This window comes from Azoarcus sp. TTM-91, assembly GCF_012911025.1.
Taxonomy (GTDB): Bacteria; Pseudomonadota; Gammaproteobacteria; order Burkholderiales; family Rhodocyclaceae; genus Azoarcus.
Map to the genome: position 1 here is coordinate 1 of NZ_WUEI01000019.1, position 24826 is coordinate 24826.

Consider the following 24826-nt stretch of genomic DNA (forward strand, 5'->3'; position numbering starts at 1 on the left):
GGGTGTTGGGGGCGAACTTGGCGGTGGCCTTCACCGGGATGACCTTCACCAGCTCACCCAGGGCCTCGACCATCTGCGCCTGCACGCCGCCCAGCGTGGCCGCTTCCATCTGGCAGCCGGCGCAGGCGCCCTTCATGGACACGTAGATGTTCTTGCCATCCACATCCACCAGCTCGATGTCACCGTGGTCGCGCTGCAGGTTGGGGCGGGCCTTCTCGATGACCTGCTCGATCTTGCGGATGCGCTCCAGCGTGCTGAGCTTGCCCGGCACCTTCTTCTCCGGCGGCGGCGCCGGCTTGAAGTCCTCGCCGCGCTCGGCCAGTACCTTGGCGAGGATCTCCTCGATGCCTTCGTGGCAGGAGGAGCAGCCGCCGCCGGCCTTGGTGTAGTTGGTCACCTGCTCGACGCTGCACAGGTTGTTGGCGCGGATAGTCTCTTCGATCATCACCGCGTCCACCGCGAAGCACTTGCAGATCAGCGCGCCTTCTTCGTGGTCGTCCTTCCATTCCTCGCCGCGGTAGTTGGCGACGGCGGACTGCAGGGCTTCGCGGCCCATCACCGAGCAGTGCATCTTCTCGGGCGGCAGGCCGCCGAGGAAGTCGGCGATGTCCTGGTTGGATACTTCCAGCGCCTGCTCCAGGGTCTTGCCCTTGATGATCTCGGTCAGCGCCGAGCTGGAGGCGATGGCCGAGCCGCAGCCAAAGGTCTGGAAGGAAGCATCCAGGATGGTTTCGTTGGCCGGATCCACCTTCAGCATCAGCCGCAGCGCGTCGCCGCAGGAGATGGAGCCCACTTCGCCGATGGCGTTGGCATCCGGCAGCGGGCCGGCGTTACGCGGGTTGTAGAAGTGTTCCTTGACGGTTTCGGAGTAATCCCACATGGCGCTCTCCCGGTATCAGGCGGAGAAGGACTGGCCACAGGCGCAGCCGCCGGAGGCATTCGGGTTTTCGAACTTGAAGCCGGAGCCGGACAGAGAGTCGACGAAATCGACGGTGACGCCGTCCAGCATCGGGGCGGAGTAGGGATCGACCAGCAGGGTCACGCCGCCCATCTCGACGACCATGTCGTCTTCCGCCTTCTCGGCTTCCAACTTCATGCCGTACTGCAGGCCGGAGCAGCCGCCGCCCTGCACATGGATGCGCAGACCGGCAACCGGGTCGGCGGAGGTGGAGATGAAACGGCTGACAGCCTGCAGCGCGCTGGGGGTGAGGTTGATCATGTTCGGTTCTCCTGGGGAAGAGGGTGTGTCGCCGAACATGGTGCAAAGGCTATGCCATCACGGATGAAAACGTATCTTGCTGGTTTTAAAGGATTTGTTGTGCATGTGCCATGTCGCGAAGGGGACGCGCCACGGCCATTGTCGGTTTTGTGACATGCCGGCTAAAAACCCTTCTGTCAGCATGACTTTCGCCTTGCGCATGCGCACTGGAATGCGGCCACGGATGCGCAGGAAACGAATCGCTGGCGCCCCGTACAAACAATGAATGGCCGGCGGGCCGGGCACCCCGTTTGCCGCAGGAGTGTGCGGAAAGGTAATACGTAATACGCTAGCCGCCTGGCGGAGGAGGGACGACCTATGGTTCTGCTCGACATGATGGGTGGGGTGGCCCTGCTGCTGTGGGGGCTGCACATGGTCCACAGCGGCATCGTGCGCGCCTTTGGCGCCGACCTCAGGCGCACGCTGGGCGGCGCGCTGCGCAACCGTTTCAAGGCCCTGGCCGCCGGTCTCGGCATTACCGCATTGCTCCAGAGCAGTACCGCCACCGCGCTGATGCTGACCTCCTTCGCCGCCGGCGGCGTCATCAGCCTGGTGCCGGCGCTGGCCACCATGCTGGGCGCCAACATCGGCACCAGCCTCATCGTGCAGTTGCTGTCCTTCAACGTTTCCGCGCTGGCACCCATGCTGCTGGTGGTGGGCGTGGTCGCCTTCCGCCGTGGCGCGCGCACCCGCACCCGGGATCTGGGGCGGGTCGCCATCGGCCTGGGGCTGATGCTGCTGTCGTTGCACCTGCTGCTGAACAGCCTGGCGCCGGTGGAGCATTCGCCGCTGGTGCGGGATGTGTTCGCCGCCGCCACCAACGAGGCGCTGGTCTGCCTGCTGATCGGCGCGCTGCTGACCTGGGCGGCGCACTCCAGCGTGGCGGTGGTGCTGCTGGTGATGTCGCTGGCGCAGTCGCAGCTGATCGGCGTCGAGGCGGCGCTGGCGATGGTGCTGGGCGCCAACCTCGGCGCCGCGCTGAATCCGCTGTTCGAGGGCGGCGCCGCCGGCAACCCGGCCTCGCGCCGCCTGCCGCTGGGCAACCTGCTCAACCGCCTCGCCGGCTGCCTGTTGCTGCTGCCCTTCCTCGGCCCGGTGGCGGACTGGCTGGCGAGCGTCGATCCCCAGCCGGTGCGGGTGGCGGCGGACTTCCACATCCTCTTCAACCTGGCGATGGCGTTGCTCTTCCTGCCGCTGCTCAACCCGCTGGCGCGGCTGCTGGAGCGCTTCCTGCCGGAGCGGGCGGCACCCTCCGACCCCGGCACGCCGCTCTACCTGGATGCTGCTGCCCTCGACACCCCGGCGGTGGCGCTGGCCTGCGCTGCCCGCGAGACGCTGCACATGGGCGACGTGGTGGAAGGCATGTTCCACCGTGGCATGAACGCCCTGCTGAGCAACGATCGCAAGCTGGTGGCCGAGGTGTCGGCGATGGACGACGCGGTGGACCGCCTGCACGAGGCGATCAAGCTCTACGTGATCCAGCTCACCCGCGGCAGCCTGGAGGAGCACGAGGGCCAGCGGGCGATGGAGATCATGTCGCTGTCCATCAACCTGGAGCATGTCGGCGACATCGTCGACAAGAACCTGATGGAGCTGGCGGCGAAGAAGATCAAGCACCGCCTGGAATTCTCCCGCGAGGGCGCGGCCGAGCTGGAGGCCATGCACCAGCACATCGCCGCCAACTTCAAGCTCGCCGCCAGCGCCTTCCTCACCGGCGACGCCCGGGTGGCGCGCCAGCTGCTGGAGGAAAAGACGCGGCTGCGGGAGATCGAACAGGCCGCCGGCGAGAGCCACATGGCGCGCCTGCGCGAGGGCCGGCCGGAGAGCCTGGAGACCAGTTCGCTGCACCTGGACGTGCTGCGCGATCTCAAGCGCATCCACTCTCACCTGTGCGCGGCGGCTTATCCGGTGCTGGATGCCAGGGGCGAGCTGCGCGACAGCCGCTTGAAGCCGGAGGCGAGGGCGAGCGAGGAGCCGGCTGCGGCGGACGGGCTGCGGCCGCATTCGGGCTGAGGCTTGCTTCCCTCGCGGGAGAGGGGTTGGGGGAGAGGGGGAAAACCACCGGCGGGACCAGTCGGGTTGCTCCGAGACGCCCCTCGAGCGCTACCCGTCCAGCTTGGAAAACCGTCCTGGCGGCCTCTGCGCTCGGCCCTTCAGCGCCAGCCCCACGCCCAAACCCCAGCACTCAGCCCAGGATGTGCTCGTACACGTCCCGCATCACGTCCCGCTCGGTATCCGGGATGCCCGCCAGCTCGGTCAGCAGCGCGAAGCGCCCGCCGGCCTTGTCCACCGCCTCGAACGGTGGATCGGTGGCGGTGAGTTCGCCCAGCCATACGGTGGCGCTGCCTTCCGGCATCAGCATGCGGGAGCGGAATTCCGGATCGACGCGCAACTCGCCCGCCGGCAGGCCGAGGCGGCTGGCGGCCTGGGTGACCAACGGGCCGGGATGGGGGGAGACGATGGCTGGGTCGCCCTCGATCTCCAGGCTGGCGGCGATCACCGATTGCGGGAAGCGGACGAAGCGCAGGCGGGCGCTGGTGGCCTGCTTGTGATAGACGATGAGGGTGAGTAAGCCCATGGCATTCCATGCTGAGGCAATGCGGGAAAGGCGACCGGCGCGAGGGCTCGGTCGCCGGGAAGGTGCGGCGAGGCGGGAGTTGCGGCGCCGGGCCAGCAGAGCTGGCCCCGGCGGGCGGTGACGGCTCCGGCGGCGCTGCGGAGGGACGCGCGCCGGCGCGTCCCCTGCCGCGCCCGCCGCTCAGGCGGTGGCAGTCGCCGCCGACAGGCGCTTGCTGGCGTCCGCCCAGGCCTTGCAGGCGTCGTAGGTGGACTGCGCGATGCCGGGGATCTCCTCGTAGCCCGCCGGCAGGCGGTCTTCGACCAGGTCGTGCAGCTGGGAAGCCCATTCCTGCGAGATGCGCTTCAGCTTCTTCACTTCCTTCTCGAGGTCCTTGATTTCCTCTTCCGTCATGGTGGTCTCCTCCGTGATCAGAGCCCGGCGACTTCTGGGTACTTGCCGATGAGTTCCAGCGCCACCGACAGGTATTTGTCGGCTTCGTCCTTCATCTTCGAATAGCTGTCGAAGCCGAAGCGATGCACGTCGCGCAGGGTGCGGTCCAGCACCACCAGCTTGCCGACGGTGATCACGCCGCGGCCGAAGCCTTCGTGGGTGATGTTGATCATCGGCACCGCCATCAGGCCGCATTCCTTCTCGATCAGCGCGGCGATGGCGTTGTGGAAGGCCTTCACGCGGGCGATGGTGACGTCGTCCGGATCGCCCACCACCGGGATCTGGCGGCGTTGTTCCTTGGTCAGGATGTAGGGCGCGAGCACCTTGTCGGTGGGCCAGCCGTCGTAGGTGCCGTAGCTGTCCAGCGCGCGGGTCTGGCGATTCATCTCCTTGATGAAGTCGGTCTCGGCCAGTTCCGGGCTCAGTTCGGCCGCGGGAGCGGTGTTGGTGTCGATGGTGATCATCGTGGCGACTCCTTGTCGTCGGGTTCTGTTGCAGCGGTTGGGATTTGTTCCAGCAGCGCAGGCTGCGGACGCAGGCCGGGCAGGCGGGAGAGGCGGCGCGAGAGCAGGAAGCCGGCGCCCAGGCCGCCGAAGCTGGAGAGCGCGATCGCGCTCTCGGCCAGCGCGAGCTGGGAGGCGATGGCCATGCCCAGCAGCAGGCCGGCCAGCGGCAGCAGGTAGGCCACCGCGATGGCGCGGTAGGTGGTGCCGCTGTCCAGGTTCACCTGCACGGTTTCGCCCACGCGGTGGGCCTGGGCGTCGCTGGCGGGGACCACCAGCTCGGTGGCGTTGCTGCCGGCGCAGACGTGGGAGGAACGGCAGTTGCCACAGGCCGAGGCGCGCTCGAAGCGCACCACCAGGCTGTCGTCGGCGATGGCGATCACTTCGCCGCTGCGCGTCATCATTCCTGCCAGCCCTCGGCTTCCATGGCATCGAAGCGGCTGCTGTCCGCCGGCTGGCGGGCTTTCACCGCCTTGGCCAGCCAGCCGCCGGGGCCGCTGGCGAGTTCGCCTTGCAGGTCGCCGATCAGCCGGTCTATGCAGGCGCCTTCCTCTACCCGTATCGGCTGCACGCCGGAGGCCAGCAGCTGCTTAACCGCCGAGGCGCCGACCGCCAGGCAATACACCGCGGCGCAGCCGCTGAGGGTGGCGATCTTGGCCGGCAGCTTGTTCTCGTTGCCGTCCTGCGCGGTGTCGAGGAACTCGGTGACTTCCACCAGCTGCGAGGAACCGGGGCCGATCTCGAAGATGGCGAAGGCCTCGGTGGCGCCGAAGTGCTGGTTCACCGTGCTGCGGTCGGTGCTGGCGAAGGCGACGCGCACGCCGTCCATGACCGGGGCCGCCACGTCAGTGCCCACCAGCCGCAGCTGCCGCCGACGGGGGATCGTTTCGCTGGTTGTATCGAGATCGATGGGGAGCGATGGACTCATGATGTTGCAACACCAGGTTGGCCAGATCGAACAGGGCTTGCCGGGTACCCCGGTAGCCCACCCATGTCTTGCAGTAACCGCCGACGAGGTCGTATTGCGGCATGCCGGCGCGCAGCAGCGGCACGCCCAGCCGCTCGGCGGTGGCGGCTGCGTGCGAGTTGGCGATGATGAGTTCCGCCTGGCCGGCGCGGGCCAGGTCTTCCAGGTCTTCCAGGTCGCCGATGTGGGCCTGGGTGGCAGGCAGGTCGGCGAGGCAGGGCGCCTTCACCGGCGCCACCGCGGCGACGATCTCGCTGCCCATGCCGTGGACCAGGGTGGCGAGCTGCAGCAGCAGGTCGGCGTCGGCGGCGATGGCGACGCGGCGCAGGCCGGTCATGAAGTGGGTGTCCACCATCGCGTCCTGCAGCTGGGCGCGGTGGCGCTCCAGCTTCTCCGGCACCGGCACCCCGGCGATCTCGGCCAGCAGCGCGGTGAAGCGGTCGCAGGCCTCCAGCCCGACCAGGCCGTCGAAGCGGTGGTCGGGCACGCCGGTGCGGCTGGCCAGCACATCGGCGGCGGCGTTCAGCGAGCGGCCGATGACGATGGTGGCGCGCGCCTCGCCCAGCGTCGGCAGTTCGGAGACCGGCGTGCCGCCCAGGGTCACCGGGGTGGTGTCTTCCGGGATCAGGTGGCCGTCCAGCGAGTCGGCGAGGTCGGGCACCGCCACCGGCCGCAGGTTGAACAGCTCCACCCATTCCTTGATGGCCTCGACGTCGCCCGGCGTCAGGTGGCTGCCCAGCAGCAGGTTGATCTGGCGCGGCCGGCGGCCGACGATGCCGGTGCCGGCAGTGGTGGGCACGGTGGCCTCCAGCATGCCCTTCACCGCGGCGGCGTAGCCGGTTTCCAGGCAGCCGTTGAAGTCCGGCGTGTTCACCGCCGCCACCGGAATGTGGTCGTACTGCGGGTAGCGGCTGCGGAAATCCTTGACCAGGCGGTGGATATCGGTGCCCTGGGTTTCCGACAGCGCGGTGGTGGCGAGACCGACCAGCGACGGCTTGCTCTTGCCGCACACGGTGGCCAGCGCCTGGACCACGTTGTCGTCGGCGTTCATCACGGTGGCGACCTGGTCCATCGCGGTGGTCTGCAGCGGCACCGGCTCGCGGAAGTGGCGCACGAAGAACACCTTGGCGAAGGCGGTGCATCCCTGCGAACCGTGGAAGATGGGCATGCCGCGGTTGATGCCGAGGAAGGCCAGCGCCGCGCCGGCGGGCGCGGAGGACTTCAGCGGGCTGACCGACAGGGCCTTGGGGTGGCGGACGATCTCGGCCATCGCGGCGTCCTCAGGCGGCGGCGCCGGCGGGCGCGTGGTGGTGATCGTCGTGGTCGTGGGCATGCTCGTCCGGGCCGTCGCCGGCATCCGGGCTGTCGCCCATCTCCGGCCCGGCGATCACCATGGCCTTGCTCGACCACGGCGCCGGCTTGCGCACCGCGTCCCACACCGGCGATTCCAGCGTCAGCGCCAGCTGGCGCACCAGCTCCTTCATGCCCTCGTAGCCGGCGTAGCCGAATTCCCGTTCCTGGTTGATGTCGAGGAAGGGCAGGCGGGCCTTGAGCGCGGTGTAGAGGTTGCGGCCGCCGGCGATCAGGATGTCGGCCTTGAGGTTGTACACCGCGTTCAGCAGGTCGCGGGCGCCCTCGCTCTCCAGCATGATGGTGTTGTCACCCATCAGCTCCAGGATGCGGGCCTTGTCTTCCTCGGTGGATTTCTTGGTGCCGCTGGCGACCACGTTCATGCCCAGGTCCTGCAGTGCCGAGACCACCGACCAGGATTTCACCCCGCCGGTGAACAACAGCACCCGCTTGCCTTCCAGCCGCGGCCGCCACACGTTCAGCTCGCCGCGCACCCGGGCTTCCTCGCGGGCGATCAGCTTCTCGGTGCGCTCGATGAGGTCGGGGTCGCCGATGATGCGGGCGATGTCGCGCAGCGCCTGCGAGGTGTCGGTGATGCCGTAGAAGCTGCCCTCGAACCAGGGCACGCCGTACTGCTCCTCCATCTTGCGGGCGACGTTGATCATCGCCTTGGCGCACACCAGCATGCTCACCTCGGCGCGGTGCATGGTCTGCACCTCGTGGAAGCGGGCGTCGCCGGACAGGGTACAGAGCACGCGCAGGCCCAGTTCCTCGAACAGCGGGGTGAGGTACCACAGCTCGCCGGCGATGTTGTATTCGCCGATGAGGTTGATGTTGTGGATCCTGATGCCGGGCGGAATCGCCTCCGGCGGCACCGGCTCCGGCTCGCGGGTGCCGATGACGTGCTTCACCATGGCTTCGCCGGCGATGCGGTTGCCCAGGTTCTTGGTGCCGTAGAAGCCGGCGCAGTCTATGGGCACCACCGGCACGCCCCAGCGCTCGGCGGCGGCCTTGCACACCGCCTCGATGTCGTCGCCGATCAGCGCCGGCACGCAGGTGTTGTAGACGAACACCGCAGGTGGCTGGTAGCGGTCTATGGCTTGCTTGATACCGTGAAACAGGCGCTTTTCCGCCTTGCCCATGATGATGTCCTGCTCCGACAGGTCGGTGGTCATGCCGATCCTGAACAGCGTGGGGCCGGACGAGCGGGTGCCGCGGTTGTCCCAGGAGTTGCCGGCACAGGCGATGGGGCCGTGCACCACGTGGGCGACGTCGGCGATGGGCAGCAGGGCGATCTGTGCGCCGTCGAAGGCGCAACCGCCGGCGGAAGCGCCGGGCTTGGGCCGTGCGCAGCCGGATTTCTCCTTCTTGTTGTGCGCACAGGCGGGTTCGTCCATCAGGGCGGCGATATCGGAGGCTTTCATGTCGGGGGACTCCGTCGGCAGTAGTGGAGGGCAACGTGCAAGCTCCGTGCCGCCTCGATGTTTGTTCCTAAGTGAATGAAAAAGCGAATGTATTTTTGGTAGAGCGGCTGTCGCGAAGCCGACAATGTGCGGCCGGCCACACGACAGCCGCGTGGCTTACAGCGCGTAGGGCTGGTGCATCCATTGCCGCACCAGCGCGGCGTCGCGCTCCGGCAGGTAGGCGAGGCCGTCTGCCAGGTCGGCGAACACCTCGGCCGTCAGGTTGCGCGGCACGCGGCGGCCGGCCAGCAGGTGGAAGTACCAGGCGAAGCCATAGCCGGCGGCGCGATCGAACTCGTGCAGCTGCTGCGCCAGCGCGGTGCCGCGGCTGGGGGTGGCGGGCGCGCTCCAGGCCGGCGGGTGGACGGCCACCGGCGAGGCGGCGTAGCGGGTCTGGCGGTAGCGGTCCAGGTGCTCGGACAGGGCTAGCACCCAGCGATCGCAGAAGCGCGTCTGCTGGCCGGCGCTGCTGGCCTGCCATTCGCCGAGGAAGCGCAGCACCGGCGCCGGCTTGCCGCTCTGTTCGGCCATGCGGCCGAGATAGGCGGCGATGTCGACCAGGCGGCGGAAGTTGTAGCGGGAGGGGCCCAGCGGCAGCGGTGGCGGGCTGTCGGCCGGGCGGTCGAGCAAGGCCTCGGCGGTGGCCGGCGTGTCGGTGATGGCGGTGAGTCTGTGGCTGGCCACCTCCTGCAGCTCCTCGATCTCCAGCTGCAGGTAGTCTGCCGGGCCGCTGCCCCAGGGAGCGACGAAGTAATGGCTCACGCCCTGTTCCAGCGTCACCGTGAGGCCGGCATCGGCGTGGTGTTCGAGGAAGACGTCGCCATCCTCGCTGCACTCGGCCCAGGCCTGCTCCAGCCAGGCCAGTGCGTCTTCGGCCACCGTGGCGCCGCTGGCGTCCAGGATGCGGCCGGGCCGGAACCAGCCGCCGCGCGACAGCCGCGGCACGAACTCCGGGCCGCCCTCGCGCCGCAGGGCGTCGAGCAGGGCGGCGTGCCCCGGAACCGGGGCGATGGTGGCGCACAGGCGGAACACCGTCTCGGTCAGCGTGGCGGGAAACTTGCCGCTGTCGGCCGCGGTGGCGGAAACGGGCAGGGTGGCGGGGGCGTCGGTCATGGCGCGGTCCTCGGTTAGGCGTGGTGCATCGGGAAACGGGTGGGGCGCGGAGCCTCAGCTCGGGCCGGCGGACAGGCGTTCGGCGGCGAGCAGGCGGACGTCGGGCTCCGGGTCGTCCAGCACCGCGGGGAGCGCCTCCAGCGGGGCCTGCTGCACGGCGGCGGCGCGTACCAGCCACTCCGGGTCGGCGAGCAGCTGGGCGGCGTCGGCCGGCAGCATGCGGCTGGCGGCCAGGGCGCGCACTTCCGGCTCCGGGTCGGCGGCCAGCTTGCCCAGGGCGAAGGCCGGCAGGCGGCGGGCGATCTCCTTGCGCACCGCCGGGTCGGGGTCGTCCACCATCTGCGGCAGCTGGCCGTGGGGCAGGCGGCGGGCGACATGGATGCGCACGCCGTAGTCAGGGTCGCGCAGCATGCGGGCGAGGCCGGCGGGCGGCATGCGGGTGGCGACGGTGATGCGCACCTCGCGGTCGGGGTCGCGCGCCATGCGCTCCAGCACCTCGCCCTCGGCCCGCACCGCCACCGCGCGGCGCACCACCTCGTCCTCGTCGTGCTCCAGCCGCATTGCCGCCGCCTGCGGCGCATAGCGCACGGCGATGGCGCGCCGTTCCCAGAAGGGATCGTCCAGGCAGAACTCCGCCCACTCGGGATTGCGCGCGAGGAAGCGGTCGATCTGGCGGCCGCTGTAGACGAACAGGCAGGCGTCGCCCGGCCCGCAGCGGCCCTTGGGCAGGGTGTCCTCGCGCAGCTCGCACTGCGTACAGGGGTTGGCGGGCGGTGCGTAGTCGCCGTGGCCGGCCGGCGGGGCGTCGGATTCGTAGTCCAAGGCGATAGGGAGCGTGCGCTCTGCGTAGGTGGGTTGACGTTCTCCCATGCCAGCCGCAAGCGGCATGCCAACCGCGATAAGCCCTTGTCCTTCAAGGTTTGGCTGCCCGCCGGCGAGTGGTTTTTGGGGCAATTGCGACAAAGCGCGGGGCGGATTGTGGCGATTGCGCTAGAGCGGCTTGCCGCCGGCGGCGAACGTGCCAGCCCGCGACGCCGGCGCCCGGACGCTGTCCGATTCTCGGACGCCGGCCTGCCCCGCACCGCCCGGCGGTGGCGGCCAAAGCCGCGCCGCGACTGGCTTTGCGCCGCCGGCGCCGGTTTGGCGCGGCCCTTGCAATGGAGGCGCAGACGCCGCCACAGGCGCCCTCGATTCCACAGGAGACAGCAATGCGAGCAGCACTCTCATGCCAAGGCCGGTCGGCCGGGCGGGGCAAGGCCATGACGGACATCAGGCTGCGGGCGATTCCCGCCTTCGACGACAACTACATCTGGCTGATGAGCCTGGGCCGGCAGGCGGTGGTGGTGGACCCCGGCGACGCCGCGCCGGTGCTGGCGGCGCTGGAGGGCGGCGGGCTGAAGCTGCGGGCGGTGTTGCTCACCCACCACCATGCGGACCATGTCGGCGGCGTCGCCGCACTGCTGGCGGACCAGCCGGTGCCGGTGTACGGCCCGGCGCTGGAGGGCATCCCGACCGTCACCCGGCCGTTGGCGGACGGCGACCGGCTGGCGCCCTTCGACGGCCACGCCGGTTTCGAGGTGTTGGCGCTGCCGGGCCATACCCGCGGGCACATCGCCTATTACGACGGCGCCCGTCTGTTCTGCGGCGACACCCTGTTTCCCTGCGGCTGCGGCCGGGTGTTCGAGGGCACGATGGCGCAGATGCATGCCTCGCTGGCGCGGCTGGCGGCGCTGCCGCCGGTCACCCAGGTTTACTGCGCCCATGAGTACAGCCTGGCCAATGCCCGCTTCGCCCTCGCGGTGGAGCCGGACAACCGTGCGCTGCAGGCGCGCCAGCGCTGGATGGCGGCGCGGCGCGAAGCCGGCCTGCCCACCGTGCCCTCGCTGCTGCGCGACGAGCTGGACACCAACCCCTTCCTGCGCTGTGCCGCCGCCCCGGTACGCGAGCGGGTGGCCGCCCACGGCGGCCGGATGCCGGCGGACGAGGCGGAGACCTTCGCGCTGCTGCGGGAGTGGAAGAACGTGTTCTAGGCCGGCGGGCCGCGTCGCGTTTTCGGACAGCGCCGCGGCATCGCCGCCGCCGGGGCGTCCGATTCTCGGACAGGGCGGCCGGGCTTCCCGCCAGCCGGCAGCGGTCCGTCAAATAAAATCATTTAAATACAGTTTGTTATTTCATTTTCTCCCAGCCTGAACGGCATGGCTTGGAAGTTGCTGAGCAGGCGGCACAGCGCAGTCCATGCGCGGGAGGAGACGATGAAAGCAGCCAACAGAGAGGCGGCGGGGAGGCGTATCTCCGCCGGGGCCGGAGCGCGGCCATGCTGAGCGCGGCCGAACTGGCGGAATGCAAGCCGCACGCGCTGGACTTCGCCGGCCGGGCGCACTGGCGGGTGCGGCTGGTGGCGGAGCTGGTGGAGATCAACGCCATGCACCTGCGCGCCGAAACCCGCCGCGCCGGCGCCGACATCGAGCTGCAGGGCGCGCTGGAGCAGGGCTCGCTGCTGCGTGGCGCTGGCGGGGTCACCGAGTTGCGGCAGGCGCTGAGCGCCGCCGAGGCGCAGCTGGACGCGCTGGAACAGCAGCGCGAGGAACTGCTGGCCATGCTGGACGCGGTCAATGCCGCCGAGGCTGGCGGGAGGCTGTCATGAGCGCCGCGCCGGAGCGCCTGCCGGTCACCGTGCTCACCGGCTTCCTCGGCGCCGGCAAGACCACCCTGCTCAACCACCTGCTGCGCACCAGCGGCCGCCGCTACGCCGTCATCGTCAACGAGTACGGCGAGATCGGCATAGACGGCGAGTTGGTGGTCGGCGCCGAGGAAGAGGTGCTGGAGCTCAACAACGGCTGCATCTGCTGCAAGGTGCGCGGCGACCTCATCCGGGTGGTCGGCGGCCTGCTCAAGCGCCGCGGCCGCTTCGACGGCATCCTGATCGAGACCACCGGCCTGGCCGACCCGGCGCCGGTGGTGCAGTCCTTCATGGCGGACGACGAGATCCGCCAGTCCGCGCGGGTGGATGGCGTGGTCTGCGTGGTCGATGCCCGCCACTTTCTCGCCAGCCTGGCGCGCACCCGCGAGGCCGGCGTGCAGCTCGCCCACGCCAGTTGCGTGGTGGTGAACAAGGCCGAACTGGCGGAGGCGGACACGCTGGCGGCGGTGGAGGCGGAGATCGCCCGCCTCAACCCCGGCGCCAGCCTGCAGCGCAGCGTGGGCGGCGCGGTGCCGGCGGCGCAGCTGCTGGACCAGGGCGCCTTCGAACTGCCGCGGCTGGCGCTACCGGCCGGCGGCGGCGAGCGCTACTACCGGGCGGTGGCGCCCGGCCGCCACAGCGATGGCCTGGAGTGCGTGTCGGTGGTGCTGCAACGGCCGCTGGAGCGCCAGCGCTTCCTCGGCTGGCTGCAGCGGCTGGTGGCCGAATGCGGCGACCGCCTGCTGCGCAGCAAGGGCATCGTCGCCCTCGCCGGCGCGGAGCGGCGCTTCGTCTTCCAGGGCGTGCACATGATGATGGACAGCGACTTCGACCGCCCCTGGCACAGCGGCGAGGCGCGCGACAGCCGGCTGGTGTTCATCGGCCACGACCTTGCCGGCCTGTCGTTGCAGGCCGGGCTGGACGCCTGTCAGGTGGCGGCATGAACGCGCCCGCCGCAATGCCGCCGCTGCTGGAGCTGCTGGGCGAGCGCTGGCGGCTGGAGGTGCCGGTGGTGGCGCTGGCCTGGGCGCGCCAGGGTGGCCGGGTGGCCTTCGCCCTGGGCGACGGCGCAGTGGCGCTGGGCGGCCCGCTGCAGCCGCGCGGCGGCCGGCCACCGGCGGTGCCGCGCGAGCTGCAGCGCGTTCCCGCCCATGAGGGCGCCTGCCTGGCGCTGGCGGCCAGCGCCGACGGCTGCTTCCTCAGCGGCGGCGACGACGGCCGCCTGCTGTGCATCCTGCCGCCGCGCGCCTACGCCGAGGAACTGGCGCGCCATCCCGGCGAGTGGCTGGACCGGGTCGCCGCCGGCGCCCGCGGGCTGCGCGCCTGCGCCAGCGGCAAGCGGGTGTGGCTGCAAGGGCCGGAGCTGGAGGACGAGGTGATCGAGCTGGCGCTACCCTGCGGCGTCACCGCGCTGGCCTTCGACCCCGCTGGCGGCAGGCTGGCCATCGCCGGCCACGGCGGCGTTTCCCTGTGGTCGGCGGCGGACAGGTCGCTGCGCCGGCTGGACGCGCCCGGCTATCACCGCAGCCTGGCCTGGAGCGCCGACGGCCGCTTCCTCGCCAGCGGCCTGCAGGAGAACGCGGTGGGCTGCTGGCGGCTGGGCGACGGCCGCCATTTCCTGTTCGAAGGCCACGCCGGCCAGCCGCGCGGCCTTGCCTTCGCTGCCCGCGGCCATCTGCTCGCTGCCGGCGGCGGGCCCATGGTGGCCGCCTGGGATCTGGACCAGCCGCGGCCGGCCGCCGGCCGCATCGAGTTCGGCTACCCCAGCCGGGTGCCGGTCACCGCGCTGGCCTGGCATCCGGCGCGCGCGGTGGCGGCGGTGGGCTACCACAACGGCGCGGTGCTGCTGTGCCGGCCGGGCGGGCAGCACAGCCTGTTCGTCAAAGGCTCGGGCGGCGGGCCGGTGGAAGCGCTGGCCTGGGCGCCGGATGGCGGCGCGCTGGCGCTGGGCACGCAGCAGGGCGATGCCGCGGTGGTGGCGGTACCGGCCGAGATCCTGACCATGGCCCGCACGGCCTGAGGCGTCGCGGGCCGGACAAGGCAACAAGACACACCAGACACACCCATAAGAAACCAAGAGGAGACAGCGATGGACAAGCAGACCTTCACCCCTGGCGCCCAGGACACGGCCGAAGCCGATGCCAAGGACGCCTTCTTCGAGCAGGTGGCGGCCATCTCGGAACAGATGATCGCCGGCTACGGCCGCGACTTCGCCATGGGCGTGCTGCTGCTGGCGGCGCGTTACATCGCGCAGAACCGGCCGGCCGAGGCCGAGCCGCCGCAGATCGTCACCCAGCCCTGAGGACCGTGCCCCGCGCAGCCGCGGGGCCGGCCGAGCACGGCGCGAACCGGGAGACAGCGCGCCGGCCCCGCAGAGGGCCGCGCCGCATCGCGGGCGGTTTCGCCTGCCCGCGCACGCCAACAGCTAGAGGAGTCGAAGATGGCTATACACAGCCAAGGGGAAGTCATGCCCGGCGCGCGGCGCACGCTGGAGCCTGACGGGGAATCGCCGGGCCGGCCGGCGGCGGGCGCGCTGGGCGCCGCAGCGCGTACCGCGGGCCTGGCGGCGGGCCTGGCCGCGGCCAGCAGCGGCGCCTGGGCGCTGGAGATGGACGCCGGCGACGATACCGCGCTGCCGGAAGGCACCAATCTGGCGGTGCTCTACTACCAGCATGTGGAGCGCGACCGCCTCTACGTGGATGGCGACAAGGCGCCGGGCCGCAACAAGCTGGATTCGGACATCGGCATCGCCCGCTTCGTGCACTACACCAAGTTCGCCGGCATGACGATCAACCCCCAGTTCCTGCTGCCCTTCGGCCGCATGCACCTGGGCGGCGACCTTTCCGGCAGCGCCAGCGGCGTCGGCGATCTCATCCTCGCCTCGGTGTTCTGGCTGGTGGAGAAGCCGGAGAGCAACACCTACTTCGCCATCACGCCCTACGTCTATCTGCCCACCGGCAACTACGACAAGAACGACGCACTCAACCTTGGCGAGAACCGCTGGAAGGGCACGCTGCAACTGGGCTACATCACCGGCCTCACCGACAAGCTGCTGCTCGACCTCTATGCCGACGTCACCGTGTTCGGCAACAACAACGAGTACGGCCCCAACTCCGCCACGCTGAAGCAGGACCCGCTGTACCAGGTGCAGGGCTGGCTGCGCTACAAGCTCAGCGACGCCTGGGATGTGCGCGCCGGCTACTTCCACACCTGGGGCGGCGAAACCAAGGTGGACGGCGTATCCAGCGACGACCGCGTGCGCACCTCCAAGTACCAGGTGGGCACCGCCTGGTTCTACGAGCCCAAGGGCCAGCTGATCTTCACCTACGGCCAGGACGTGGCAGTGGAGAACGGCTTCCGCGAGCGCAGCCGGCTCAACTTCCGCTGGCTGAAACTGTTCTGAGGCGATCACCAGCCACAACGATCCCGTTCGCGCCCCGGGTGGGCGCCTGGTGCCGGGGCAGCCGCCCCGGCGCCCTTTTTCTTCCGCTTCCCTTTCCGCTTTGTTCAGCCGCGGCCCCAGGGCGTCGCCGGCGCATCCCAAGGAGTTCCGCAATGTCCCGCCTCGCCGCGCTCTCGCTCAGCATCGGTCTGCTCGGTGGCTTCGCCACCTGGCTCTTCCTCACCGTGGGTGGGGTGCTCATCTGGGCCGCCTTCGTCGCCTGGGGCTGCTACTTCCAGGCCGGCGGCAACGCCCAGGCGCTGCGCAGCACCCTGGTGTGCAACACCTTCGGCGCCGCCGTGGCCTGGCTGGCCGCCATCGTCATCCTCGCCGTGCCGCTGGGCGAACTGCTGACGCCGCCGGGCTGGGCGGCGGCGGTGGTGTTCGCCACCGCCTGGCTGGTGTGCATGGCCGCCGGCATTCCGGCGCTGGCCACCATCCCCGCCAGCTTCTATGGCTACGCCAGCACTTTCGCCTTCCTGCTGCAGACGCCGGAAAAGATGAACCTGGCAGCGCTCACCAGCCCGGGGCTGGAGAACGCCTTCATCGTCACCGCCCTGTCCATGGCCCTGGGCGCGCTGTTCGGCTACGCCTCCGGCCGCCTGGGCGGGGCGCTGATGGCGCGGGCGGCCTGAGGCGCACGGCGCATGGCTACGCGGGTGCGTCCCAGAATCGGTCAGCGCCGGCCGGCCGGCGTCCCAAAGCGGGACGCGGCGGCGGCCGGGGCGTGGCCGTTCTGGCTCGCGCCCGGCCTGCCCGCGGCCCCGCAAGCCAGGCGGCGCAAGGCGAAGGCGCGCAGGGTGATGTGAGCAGGGGCGCCGCGGCCGTCGCGCCGCCGCCCTGGTCCGCCTCTTGCGATGGCGGTGGAAAAACGTGGCCCGCCCACTGGAGGCGGGCCCGATCGGAGGAGAGCCGAGCATGCTGCGCTTGTGGTGCTGCGTCCTGTTCTGTCTGTCGCTGCTGGCGCCAGCCTGCCGCGCCGCACCGCCGCTGGAGGTGGTGACCACGCTGGCGCAGATCGCCGAGCCGCTGGGCTGGATCGCCGGCCCGCGCGCCCGCGTCAGCAGCCTGCTGGGGGCGGGCGTCGATCCCCATCTCTATCGCCCCACCCGCAGCGACGTCGCCCGCCTCGCCGCGGCCGACCTGGTGTTCTACAACGGCCTCCACCTGGAAGCGCAGATGGAGGGCATGCTGCAGGCGCTGGCGGCGCGCAAGCCGGTGGTGGCGCTGGCGGACGGGGTGGAGCCCGCGCGGCTGCGCGGCGCCGGCGCATCCCCCGCCGCCGCGGCGCGCGATCCCCACCTGTGGATGGACCCGGCGCTGTGGCGCAGCGCGCTGGAGCATGCGGTGGCGGCGCTGATCGCCGCCGATCCGGCCGGCGCCGAGGGCTACCGCAGCCGCGCCCGCGCCTATTTCCTGCGCCTGCAGCGGCTGCAGGCCTACGTCACCCAGGTGATGGCGACGGTGCCGGCGCAGTCGCGGGTGCTGGTCACCGCGCATGACGCCTTCGGCTACTTCGGCCGCGCTTTCGACCTGGAAGTGCTGGCCATCCAGGGCCTGAGCACCGAGAGCGAGGCCGGCCTGCGCCGCATCGAGGAGCTGGTGGAGGTGCTGGTCAGCCGCCGCATCGCCGCGGTGTTCGTCGAAAGCTCGGTGTCGCCGCGCAGCGTGCAGGCGCTGATCGACGGCGCCGCCGCCCGCGGCCACCGGGTGCGCATCGGCGGCGAGCTGTACTCCGATGCCATGGGGCCGCCGGGCGACTACACCGGCAGCTACCTGGGCATGCTGGATCACAACGCCTCCACCATCGCCCGCGCCCTGGGCGGCCGGGTGCCGGCCGGCGGGCTGCGCGGCGAGCTGGCGGAAATGGCCGGCGCGGCGCCCGCCGCCGCCGCGCGCTGAGGCTGGAGCCCCGCCCGTGGTCGCCCTGCTCAAATTCAGCCCGCGCCGGCCGCCACCGCCGCCGCTGTCGCGCAGCCCGCTGGCGGTGCAAGGCCTCACCGTCGCCTACGGCGGCGAGCCGGTGCTGCGCGAAGTGGATTTCGTTGCGCCGGAGGCGGCGCTGGTGGCGGTGGTCGGCCCCAACGGCGCCGGCAAATCCACCTTTCTGAAGGCGGTGCTCGGTCTGCAGCCGCGGCTGGCGGGCCGCATCTCCTGTTACGGCCACCCGGTGGAGCGCCAGCGCCGCCTCATCGCCTACGTGCCCCAGCGCAGCAGCGTGGATTGGGATTTCCCCGCCTCGGCGCTGGACGTGGTGGCGATGGGCCTGTACCGCCGCATTGGCTGGTGCCGGCCGGTGGGCGCCCGCCACCGCGAACAGGCGCTGGCCTGCCTGGCGCAGGTGGGCATGGCCGACTTCGCCCGCCGCCAGATCGGCCAGCTCTCCGGCGGCCAGCAGCAGCGGGTCTTCCTCGCCCGCGCGCTGGCGCAGGACGCCCGCCTCTACCTGATGGACGAGCCCTTCGCCGGCGTGGATGCCGCCACCGAGCGCGCCATCGTCGAGGTGCTGCGCAGCCTGCGGCAGCGCGGCCGCACCGTGCTGTGCGTGCATCACGACCTGCACACCGCGCCGGACTACTTCGAGCACTTGCTGCTGCTCTCCGGCCGGGTGGTGGCGGCCGGCGCCATGGCCGAGGCCTGTACCGCGGCAGCGCTGGAAGAGGCCTACGGCGTGCGCCTGCCGGCCGGTGGCGCGACCGCGGTGCGCGCAGGCTAGGGCGGGCGCGGCGGGAGATGAGCATGACCGCCCAGCTCGTCGATCTCCTGCTGCTGCGCGCCGGCTACAACAGCGCGGTGGTGGTGGCCGGCGCCGCCGCGCTGGGGCTGGCGGCCGGCGTCGTCGGCAGCTTCGTGCTGCTGCGCCGGCGGGTGCTGGTCAGCGATGCCATCGGCCATGCGGCGCTGCCGGGCGTGGCGCTGGCCTTTCTCGCCGGCCTGGCGCTCACCGGCAGCGGCCGCCATTTCGGCCTGTTGCTGCTGGGCGCCGCCGCCTCCGGCACGCTGGGGGTGCTGCTGGTGCAGGCCATACGCGACCACACCCGGCTGCCGGAGGACAGTGCCATCGCCACCGTGCTCAGCCTGTTCTTCAGCATCGGCGTGGTGCTGCTGTCCCACATCCAGACCCTGCCGGCCGGCGGCCAGGCCGGCCTCAACGCCTTGCTGCTCGGCTCGGCCGCCACCATGAGCCTGGACGAAGCCCGGCTAGTGGGCGGCGCGGCGCTGGCGGTGGTGGCGGTTTGCGCGCTGCTGACCAAGGAGTTCGGCCTGCTGTGCTTCGACGCCGGCTACGCCGCCGCGCTGGGTTGGCCGGTGCGCCGGCTGGACCTGATGTTGTCCCTGCTGTTGCTGGCGGTGGTGGCGATAGGGCTGAAGACGGTGGGCCTGATCCTGATCGTCGCGCTGGTGGCGCTGCCGCCGGTGGCGGCGCGCTGCTGGACCCACCGCCTGGGGCGGATGGCGGCGCTGTCCGGCGGCTTCGGCGCGCTGGCCGCCTGGCTGGGCGCGGCGGTTTCCTCGCTGTGGCCACGGCTGCCCACCGGCGGCCTCATCGTGCTGGTGGCCGGCGGCCTGCTCATGCTCTCGCTGCTGTGCGGTCCGGCGCGCGGGCTGGCGGCATGGTGGCGGAGCCGGCCGGCGTGAGCGGCGCCGAAGCCTTCCTGAGCATAGACCTGCCGGCGCTGCTGGCGGCGCTGCTGGCGGCGCTGGCCTGCGCGCTGCCGGGCAACTTCCTGGTGCTGCGGCGGCAGGCCTTGATGGGCGACGCGATGTCGCATGTGGTGCTGCCCGGCATCGTCTGCGCCTATCTGCTGGCGGGCGACATCCTGCCGGTGGCGATGGTGGCCGGCGCGCTGGGCGCGGCGCTGCTGGCGGTGGCGCTGATCCACCTGCTGCAACGCCTGGGCGGGCTGGAGCCGGGCGCGGCGATGGGCGTGGTGCTCACCCTGATGTTCGCCGCTGGCCTGGTACTGCTGGAGCAGAGCGGCGCCAGCGGCGCCCACCTGGACGTGGAGCATGCGCTCTACGGCAACCTGGAAGGCACGCTGTGGCTGGGGCCGCGCCAGTGGGCGGACCTGCTGGACCCGGCCAGCTACCGCAGCCTGCCGCGGGTGCTGGGCACGCTGGCGCTGGTGGCGGCGGCGATGGTGGTGCTGGCGGTGCTGTTCTTCAAGGAGCTGGCGGTGACCACCTTCGACCCCGGCTTCGCCGCCGGCCTGGGCATCTCCAGCCGGGCGATCAGCCTGGGCCTGCTGGGCATGACCGCGCTGGCGGCGGTGGCGGCCTTCGAGGCGGTGGGCTCCATCATCGTCATCGCCATGTTCGTGTGCCCGGCGGCCACCGCCCGCATGTTCACCGACCGCTTGTCGCGGCAGCTGTGGCTGAGCGCGCTGTTCGCCCTGCTGGCCGGTGCCGGCGGCTACTGGCTGGCGGCTTTCCTGCCGCCCTTGCTGGGCCATCCGCAGGCGCTCAACGCCGCCGGCATGGTCGGCGTTGCGGCTGGCGGCATGCAGTGCGCCGCCATGCTGCTGGCGCCGCGCTACGGCGTGCTGCCGCGGGCCTGGCGGGCGCGCTGGCGCAGGCGCGCGGGGACCAGCCCGGAGCAGGGGCGCGCGGGATGAGGATCGCCGCCGCGGCTGCGCCGTTTGCCGCGTCGCGCGGTGGTGCCGCCACCCCTTCCGCCCTTCCTTTCGCGTCCGCCATCCGCTTTTTCGCCGCCGGTTTTTCCGCCTGTGCTTTCCGTTTCCCGGTGGCAGGAAAAGCCCGCTCCGCGCCCGTCCCAAAATCGGACGAGGCCCTTCGCGGCCGAGTCGCAGAACACAACATGCTGCAGTGCATGAAGCCGGCTTTTGGCCGATTTTTCGCCGGAAAAGCCTGCAAAACGGCCCGAATGCGAGCTGGCACGCATGTCGCTAAAGAAGTTGCAGCTCGATCGGCGACGGTTGCGCGGGCCAGGGCGGCAGGAGGCTCCGGCGACGATCGGCACGCTGCGCGTTCCCTGCGGACGCCCACACCAATACGAGAGTGAAAGGAGACTGGAATGACTGCTGGATTGACCCTGAACAAGATCACCTCCCAGCGGGGTGTGAGCATCGGCGAGGCGGCCCGCCGCATCGCCGACCTCGGGTGGAATCCGTCCTACGTGCAGGAGGCGATGACTTTCCCCACCGATTACAAGATCGGCCGCCAGCCCAAGGACCCGATGAAGCAGGTGCTGCGCTCCTACTTCCCGATGCAGGAGGAGAAGGACAACCGCGTCTATGGCGCGCTGGACGCGGCGCTGCGCGGCGACATGTTCCGCAACGTGGAGGCGCGCTGGGTGGAGTGGATGAAGCTGTTCCTGGCGATCATCCCCTTCCCGGAGATTTCCGCCGCGCGCTCCATGTCCATGCTGGCGCGGCTGGCGCCGGGCGAGGAGCTGCGCACCGGCTTCACCATGCAGATGATCGATGAGTTCCGCCATTCCACCATCCAGATGAATCTGAAGAAGTGGTACATGGAGAACTACATCGACCCGGCCGGCTTCGACATCACCGAAGCCGCCTTCGGCAAGTGCTACGCCACCACCATCGGCCGCCAGTTCGGCGAAGGCTTCCTGACCGGTGACGCGGTGACCGCGGCCAACGTCTACCTGCAGGTGGTGGCGGAAACCGCCTTCACCAACACGCTGTTCGTGGCCATGCCGTCCGAAGCCGCCCGCAACGGCGACTACGCGCTGCCCACGGTGTTCCTGTCGGTGCAGTCGGACGAAAGCCGCCACATCGGCAATGGCCACTCGCTGCTGATGTCCATCCTCAACGACCCGGACAACCACCTGCTGCTGGAGCGCGACCTGCGTTACGCCTTCTGGCAGAACCACTGCATCATCGATGCGGCGGTGGGCACCCTGATCGAGTACGGCACCACCAACCGCGACAAGAGCAAGGAATCCTACGTCGAGCTGTGGCACCGCTGGATCTACGAGGACTACTACCGCACCTACATGCTTCCGCTGGAGAAGTACGGCATCAAGGTGCACCACGACGACGTCGCCGCCGCCTGGGACCGGCTGGTGAAGAAGAACTACCACCACAAGGTCGCCCAGTTCTTCTCCGTCGGCTGGCCGGTGAACTTCTGGCGCATCGAGGCCCAGACCGACAAGGACTTCGAGTGGTTCGAGCACAAGTACCCCGGCTGGTACGCCGAGTTCGGCGACTACTGGCGCTGGTACGGCAAGAAGAGCGTGCCGGGCGAGACGCCGATGCTGTTCGACCAGGAGAACGGCTATGTGTACCCGCACCGCTGCTGGAGCTGCATGGTGCCCTGCCTGATCCGCGAGGACTTCGTCGTCGATGAGGTGGACGGCAAGCTCTACACCTACTGCTCCGAGCTGTGCCGGTGGACCCACAAGGTGGCCTTCAGCGCCGAGTACGAGGGCCGCTCCACCCCGGCGATGGGCCGCTTCAGCGGCCGCCGCGAGTGGGAAGAGTGCTACCACGGCTGGGACCTGGCGGACTGCATCAAGGACCTCGGCTTCGTTCGCTCCGACGGCAAGACGCTGGTGCCGCAGCCGCACCTGCGCTTCGACGACAAGGAGATGTGGACCCTGGACCACGTCAGGGGCAACACCATCCAGAGCCCGCTCGTCCTGCTGCGCAACATGACGCCGGAGCAGCGCGAGAAGCACATCGCCGACTACCGCGCCGGTTTCACCATCCGGCCCTTCCAGTAAGCCAGAAGGGCACGGGCGCCCGCGCGCCCGTGCCTCCCAGCCGACCCCTCGCCCGCGGCCGCGCGCGCCAGCGCCCAGCCGCGGGCGGAGAGGAAGAACACGGAAGAACAGCAAGGAAGACCAGCATGTCCGAAACCCCTGTACACATCGTCCGCTTCGAACCGGTCGGCGTCGAGATGGAGGTCGCCGAAGGCGAGACCGTGCTCGACGCCGCCTTCCGCCAGGGTGTGGCCGTGATGCACGGCTGCAAGGAAGGCCAGTGCAGCAGCTGCAAGGCGCTGCTGCTCGAAGGCGACATCGAGTTGCTCAAGTACTCCACCTTCGCGCTGCCCGACTACGAGCGCGACTCCAACCGCGTGCTGCTGTGCCGCACCCTGGCCTACAGCGACATCACGGTGGAGCTGCTGAACTACGACGAAGACCTGATGCGCCGCTCCATCGCGGTCAAGGACTTCGCCGCCAAAGTGGTGGGCATACAGGCGCTCACCCACGACATCCGCCGGCTGGAGGTCGAGCTGGACCAGCCCATCCGCTTCTGGGCCGGCCAGTTCGTGGACGTCACCCTGCCGGAGAAGGGCATCACCCGCTCCTACTCCATGGCCAGCGTGCCCAGCAGCCCCGGCCGGGTGTCCTTCATCATCAAGAAGTACCCGGACGGCGCCTTCTCCAACGAGCTGGACCACGGCCTCAAGCCGGGCGACCCGGTGCGCATCAAGGGCCCCTACGGCGGCTGTTTCCGCCGCGAGGAACGGCCCGGCCCGATGGTGCTGGTGGGGGGCGGCTCCGGCATGTCGCCGCTGTGGTCCATCCTCAACGACCACATCGAGAGCGGCGAGCGCCGGCCGGTGCGCTTCTTCTACGGCGCCCGCACCCGGCGCGACCTGTTCTACCTCGAACAGTTCGCCGAGTTCGAACGCACGCTGCCCGACTTCCGCTTCATCCCGGCGCTGTCCGCAGCCGAGCCGGAAGACGCCTGGAGCGGCGAAACCGGCTTCATCCACGAGGTGCTCGCCCGCCAGCTGCGGGCGGAAGGCTTCGACGGCGAGGCCATAGACGCCTACACCTGCGGCCCGGCACCCATGATCGACGCGGTGACCCCGGTGCTGCAGATGGCCGGCGTGCCGCCCGACCAGATGTTCTTCGACAAATTCACCCAGGCCGTGCGCTGAGGCCAGGGCAGCAGGGACCGTCCCGCAGCACCCATCCACACCGCAATACCAGGAGACTCACGTGAACGCATTCACCCAGGAAGCCATCGCCCAGCCCCCCCGATCCGGCGCCGCCGGCGCCGCGCAGTTCGCCGGCTGGGACAGCCGCAAGTACAACTACTACAAGCCCAAGGGCCGCCACGCCACCCACTACGAAGACGTGACGGTGGACGTGCAGCCGGACCCGAAGCGCTACCTGCTGCAGGACTTCATCATCTCCTTCCCCGACGGCACGCCGACCTACTCCGAAACCTGGACGGCCGCCAAGAGCTCGGACTGGCACCAGTTCCGCGCGGTGGACGAGGAGTGGGAGCGCACCCACTACCAGCGCCAGTCCACCATCTGCGGAATGATAGGCAGCGTGGTGGAGAACGCCCGCCGCGCCGGCGCTCCCAAGCGCCTGGACCGCACCTGGGTGAAGGTGCTGGAGCAGTACCTGGGCGCCTACAAGCATGCCGAGTTCGGCCTGGGCATGGCGACCATGCACGCCCAGCGCTACGGCTACACCCAGATGATCAACAGCGCCATCCTCACCAATTCCTCCTACAAGCTGCGCTTCGCCCAGGATCTGACCCTCTACCTGGCCGAGCTGGCGCTGGACCTGCCGGAGATCAACCTCGACCTCGGCAAGCAGCACTGGCTGGAGAACCCGGCCTGGCAGGGCACCCGCGAGGCGGTGGAAGCCATCAACGGCACCAGCGACTACCTGGAGAAATACTTCGCGGTGAACCTGGTGTTCGAGCCGCTGGTGGCCGAGCTGGTGCGCAGCGGCTTCTTCATGCAGGTGGCGGCGGCACAGGGCGACTTCACCACGCCGACGGTGATCTCCGCCGCCGAGGGCGACTACCAGCGCAACCTCGCCAACACCGCCGAGCTGGTGCACATCCTGAGCCAGGACGCCGAGCACGGCGCCCACAACCGCGCCCTGTTCAACCGCTGGCTGGCCGAGCACGGCAAGCGCGCCCTCGCCGCCGCCCGCCAGCTGCAGCCGATGTGGTCGCTGCCCCACCACAAGGTCGCCCAGTTCCCGGAAGCGCTCAACCGCGCGCTGGAGCGCATCCGCAGCATCACCGGCGAACTCGGCCTCGAACTGCCGGCCGAGCTGAAGGCCGCCTGAGCGTCTCGC

26 protein-coding genes are annotated in these 24826 nt (G+C 70.4%); 15 read left to right on the forward strand and 11 right to left on the reverse strand.

Going from position 1 to position 24826, the window contains the following annotated elements:
- Positions 1-880: Fe-S cluster assembly protein NifU (gene nifU / locus GRF61_RS07780; protein ID WP_169150106.1), on the reverse strand; the 880-nt coding region annotated here is incomplete at its 3' end.
- A gap of 15 nt (positions 881-895) precedes the next feature.
- Positions 896-1219, reverse strand: coding sequence for an iron-sulfur cluster assembly accessory protein (locus GRF61_RS07785; protein WP_169150107.1), 324 nt, complete (start codon positions 1217-1219; stop codon positions 896-898).
- 357 nt (positions 1220-1576) lie between these two features.
- On the opposite strand from GRF61_RS07785, the gene GRF61_RS07790 reads away from it, so the two are divergent.
- The gene (locus GRF61_RS07790; RefSeq protein ID WP_169150108.1) at positions 1577-3271 is read left to right on the forward strand and encodes a Na/Pi cotransporter family protein; all 1695 of its coding nucleotides are present in this window, start codon (positions 1577-1579) and stop codon (positions 3269-3271) included.
- Between the two features lie 172 nt (positions 3272-3443).
- On the opposite strand, the gene GRF61_RS07795 is transcribed toward GRF61_RS07790, so the two are convergent.
- The 9 genes from GRF61_RS07795 to GRF61_RS07835 form a co-directional block, all read right to left on the reverse strand.
- On the reverse strand, positions 3444-3836 hold the full coding sequence (locus tag GRF61_RS07795; RefSeq protein ID WP_169150109.1) for a hypothetical protein: 393 nt from the start codon (positions 3834-3836) through the stop codon (positions 3444-3446).
- 180 nt (positions 3837-4016) lie between these two features.
- On the reverse strand, positions 4017-4229 hold the full coding sequence (locus tag GRF61_RS07800; protein ID WP_133589997.1) for a CCE_0567 family metalloprotein: 213 nt from the start codon (positions 4227-4229) through the stop codon (positions 4017-4019).
- Between the two features lie 17 nt (positions 4230-4246).
- Positions 4247-4732: a NifX-associated nitrogen fixation protein gene (locus tag GRF61_RS07805; RefSeq protein WP_169150110.1), complete on the reverse strand. Its 486-nt coding sequence runs from the start codon at positions 4730-4732 to the stop codon at positions 4247-4249.
- Positions 4729-5175, reverse strand: a complete 447-nt coding sequence (locus GRF61_RS07810; protein WP_169150111.1) for a SoxR reducing system RseC family protein — start codon at positions 5173-5175, stop codon at positions 4729-4731. The genes GRF61_RS07805 and GRF61_RS07810 overlap by 4 nt, the downstream gene beginning before the upstream one ends.
- Complete coding sequence (locus tag GRF61_RS07815; protein ID WP_169150112.1) at positions 5172-5699, reverse strand: NifB/NifX family molybdenum-iron cluster-binding protein; 528 nt, start codon at positions 5697-5699, stop codon at positions 5172-5174. The genes GRF61_RS07810 and GRF61_RS07815 overlap by 4 nt, the downstream gene beginning before the upstream one ends.
- Positions 5617-7071 (reverse strand): nitrogenase iron-molybdenum cofactor biosynthesis protein NifN, encoded by a 1455-nt coding sequence (gene nifN, locus GRF61_RS07820; RefSeq protein ID WP_248281156.1) that lies wholly within the window; start codon positions 7069-7071, stop codon positions 5617-5619. The genes GRF61_RS07815 and nifN overlap by 83 nt, the downstream gene beginning before the upstream one ends.
- A complete protein-coding gene (gene nifE / locus GRF61_RS07825; RefSeq protein ID WP_169150113.1) occupies positions 7019-8512 on the reverse strand; it encodes a nitrogenase iron-molybdenum cofactor biosynthesis protein NifE in 1494 nt (497 codons plus the stop codon). The genes nifN and nifE overlap by 53 nt, the downstream gene beginning before the upstream one ends.
- A gap of 156 nt (positions 8513-8668) precedes the next feature.
- Entirely contained in the window at positions 8669-9664 is a 996-nt protein-coding gene (locus tag GRF61_RS07830) for a hypothetical protein (protein ID WP_169150114.1), read from the reverse strand.
- 54 nt (positions 9665-9718) lie between these two features.
- Complete coding sequence (locus tag GRF61_RS07835) at positions 9719-10534, reverse strand: 4Fe4S-binding leucine-rich repeat protein (protein WP_169150115.1); 816 nt, start codon at positions 10532-10534, stop codon at positions 9719-9721.
- Positions 10535-10923: 389 nt separating this feature from the next.
- Here GRF61_RS07835 and gloB point away from each other — a divergent pair, with 389 nt between their 5' ends.
- The 14 genes from gloB (at position 10924) to GRF61_RS07905 (ending at position 24817) form a co-directional block, all read left to right on the forward strand.
- On the forward strand, positions 10924-11694 hold the full coding sequence (gloB, locus tag GRF61_RS07840; RefSeq protein WP_169150116.1) for a hydroxyacylglutathione hydrolase: 771 nt from the start codon (positions 10924-10926) through the stop codon (positions 11692-11694).
- A 284-nt stretch (positions 11695-11978) separates the two neighbouring features.
- Positions 11979-12308, forward strand: coding sequence for a hypothetical protein (locus GRF61_RS07845; protein WP_169150117.1), 330 nt, complete (start codon positions 11979-11981; stop codon positions 12306-12308).
- Positions 12305-13288 carry a GTP-binding protein gene (locus GRF61_RS07850; RefSeq protein ID WP_169150118.1) on the forward strand — a complete coding sequence of 328 codons (984 nt, stop codon included), beginning with the start codon at positions 12305-12307 and terminating at the stop codon, positions 13286-13288. The genes GRF61_RS07845 and GRF61_RS07850 overlap by 4 nt, the downstream gene beginning before the upstream one ends.
- Positions 13285-14364 (forward strand): WD40 repeat domain-containing protein, encoded by a 1080-nt coding sequence (locus tag GRF61_RS07855; protein WP_169150119.1) that lies wholly within the window; start codon positions 13285-13287, stop codon positions 14362-14364. The genes GRF61_RS07850 and GRF61_RS07855 overlap by 4 nt, the downstream gene beginning before the upstream one ends.
- A 69-nt stretch (positions 14365-14433) precedes the next feature.
- Positions 14434-14646 carry a hypothetical protein gene (locus GRF61_RS07860; protein ID WP_169150120.1) on the forward strand — a complete coding sequence of 71 codons (213 nt, stop codon included), beginning with the start codon at positions 14434-14436 and terminating at the stop codon, positions 14644-14646.
- Between the two features lie 138 nt (positions 14647-14784).
- The gene (locus GRF61_RS07865) at positions 14785-15747 is read left to right on the forward strand and encodes a transporter (RefSeq protein ID WP_169150121.1); all 963 of its coding nucleotides are present in this window, start codon (positions 14785-14787) and stop codon (positions 15745-15747) included.
- Positions 15748-15899: 152 nt separating this feature from the next.
- Positions 15900-16421 (forward strand): DUF1097 domain-containing protein, encoded by a 522-nt coding sequence (locus tag GRF61_RS07870; protein ID WP_169150122.1) that lies wholly within the window; start codon positions 15900-15902, stop codon positions 16419-16421.
- A gap of 283 nt (positions 16422-16704) precedes the next feature.
- The gene (locus GRF61_RS07875) at positions 16705-17688 is read left to right on the forward strand and encodes a zinc ABC transporter substrate-binding protein (protein ID WP_169150123.1); all 984 of its coding nucleotides are present in this window, start codon (positions 16705-16707) and stop codon (positions 17686-17688) included.
- Between the two features lie 16 nt (positions 17689-17704).
- On the forward strand, positions 17705-18502 hold the full coding sequence (locus tag GRF61_RS07880) for an ABC transporter ATP-binding protein (RefSeq protein WP_169150124.1): 798 nt from the start codon (positions 17705-17707) through the stop codon (positions 18500-18502).
- A 23-nt stretch (positions 18503-18525) separates the two neighbouring features.
- Positions 18526-19425 carry a metal ABC transporter permease gene (locus tag GRF61_RS07885; protein ID WP_169150125.1) on the forward strand — a complete coding sequence of 300 codons (900 nt, stop codon included), beginning with the start codon at positions 18526-18528 and terminating at the stop codon, positions 19423-19425.
- Positions 19422-20402 carry a metal ABC transporter permease gene (locus GRF61_RS07890; protein ID WP_348982363.1) on the forward strand — a complete coding sequence of 327 codons (981 nt, stop codon included), beginning with the start codon at positions 19422-19424 and terminating at the stop codon, positions 20400-20402. The genes GRF61_RS07885 and GRF61_RS07890 overlap by 4 nt, the downstream gene beginning before the upstream one ends.
- Before the next feature lie 419 nt (positions 20403-20821).
- The gene (locus tag GRF61_RS07895; protein WP_169150127.1) at positions 20822-22492 is read left to right on the forward strand and encodes an aromatic/alkene/methane monooxygenase hydroxylase/oxygenase subunit alpha; all 1671 of its coding nucleotides are present in this window, start codon (positions 20822-20824) and stop codon (positions 22490-22492) included.
- 125 nt (positions 22493-22617) lie between these two features.
- On the forward strand, positions 22618-23661 hold the full coding sequence (locus GRF61_RS07900) for an FAD-binding oxidoreductase (protein ID WP_169150128.1): 1044 nt from the start codon (positions 22618-22620) through the stop codon (positions 23659-23661).
- A 61-nt stretch (positions 23662-23722) separates the two neighbouring features.
- Positions 23723-24817, forward strand: a complete 1095-nt coding sequence (locus GRF61_RS07905; RefSeq protein ID WP_348982364.1) for an aromatic/alkene monooxygenase hydroxylase subunit beta — start codon at positions 23723-23725, stop codon at positions 24815-24817.
- The last annotated feature ends 9 nt before the right edge of the window (positions 24818-24826 follow it).

Bases quoted from the DNA above. Each gene is read 5' to 3' on its own strand.
- GRF61_RS07865 (WP_169150121.1), top strand. From the start codon at position 14,785: ATGGCTATACACAGCCAAGGGGAAGTCATGCCCGGCGCGCGGCGCACG.
- GRF61_RS07895 (WP_169150127.1), top strand. From the start codon at position 20,822: ATGACTGCTGGATTGACCCTGAACAAGATCACCTCCCAGCGGGGTGTG.
- GRF61_RS07795 (WP_169150109.1), bottom strand. From the start codon at position 3,836: ATGGGCTTACTCACCCTCATCGTCTATCACAAGCAGGCCACCAGCGCC.
- GRF61_RS07815 (WP_169150112.1), bottom strand. From the start codon at position 5,699: ATGAGTCCATCGCTCCCCATCGATCTCGATACAACCAGCGAAACGATC.
- GRF61_RS07855 (WP_169150119.1), top strand. From the start codon at position 13,285: ATGAACGCGCCCGCCGCAATGCCGCCGCTGCTGGAGCTGCTGGGCGAG.
- GRF61_RS07835 (WP_169150115.1), bottom strand. From the start codon at position 10,534: ATGGGAGAACGTCAACCCACCTACGCAGAGCGCACGCTCCCTATCGCC.
- nifN (WP_248281156.1), bottom strand. From the start codon at position 7,071: ATGCCCACGACCACGACGATCACCACCACGCGCCCGCCGGCGCCGCCG.
- GRF61_RS07785 (WP_169150107.1), bottom strand. From the start codon at position 1,219: ATGATCAACCTCACCCCCAGCGCGCTGCAGGCTGTCAGCCGTTTCATC.
- GRF61_RS07845 (WP_169150117.1), top strand. From the start codon at position 11,979: ATGCTGAGCGCGGCCGAACTGGCGGAATGCAAGCCGCACGCGCTGGAC.
- GRF61_RS07850 (WP_169150118.1), top strand. From the start codon at position 12,305: ATGAGCGCCGCGCCGGAGCGCCTGCCGGTCACCGTGCTCACCGGCTTC.
- GRF61_RS07860 (WP_169150120.1), top strand. From the start codon at position 14,434: ATGGACAAGCAGACCTTCACCCCTGGCGCCCAGGACACGGCCGAAGCC.
- GRF61_RS07830 (WP_169150114.1), bottom strand. From the start codon at position 9,664: ATGACCGACGCCCCCGCCACCCTGCCCGTTTCCGCCACCGCGGCCGAC.
- GRF61_RS07805 (WP_169150110.1), bottom strand. From the start codon at position 4,732: ATGATCACCATCGACACCAACACCGCTCCCGCGGCCGAACTGAGCCCG.
- GRF61_RS07885 (WP_169150125.1), top strand. From the start codon at position 18,526: ATGACCGCCCAGCTCGTCGATCTCCTGCTGCTGCGCGCCGGCTACAAC.
- GRF61_RS07900 (WP_169150128.1), top strand. From the start codon at position 22,618: ATGTCCGAAACCCCTGTACACATCGTCCGCTTCGAACCGGTCGGCGTC.
- nifE (WP_169150113.1), bottom strand. From the start codon at position 8,512: ATGAAAGCCTCCGATATCGCCGCCCTGATGGACGAACCCGCCTGTGCG.
- GRF61_RS07800 (WP_133589997.1), bottom strand. From the start codon at position 4,229: ATGACGGAAGAGGAAATCAAGGACCTCGAGAAGGAAGTGAAGAAGCTG.
- gloB (WP_169150116.1), top strand. From the start codon at position 10,924: ATGACGGACATCAGGCTGCGGGCGATTCCCGCCTTCGACGACAACTAC.
- GRF61_RS07810 (WP_169150111.1), bottom strand. From the start codon at position 5,175: ATGATGACGCGCAGCGGCGAAGTGATCGCCATCGCCGACGACAGCCTG.
- GRF61_RS07790 (WP_169150108.1), top strand. From the start codon at position 1,577: ATGGTTCTGCTCGACATGATGGGTGGGGTGGCCCTGCTGCTGTGGGGG.
- GRF61_RS07875 (WP_169150123.1), top strand. From the start codon at position 16,705: ATGCTGCGCTTGTGGTGCTGCGTCCTGTTCTGTCTGTCGCTGCTGGCG.
- GRF61_RS07870 (WP_169150122.1), top strand. From the start codon at position 15,900: ATGTCCCGCCTCGCCGCGCTCTCGCTCAGCATCGGTCTGCTCGGTGGC.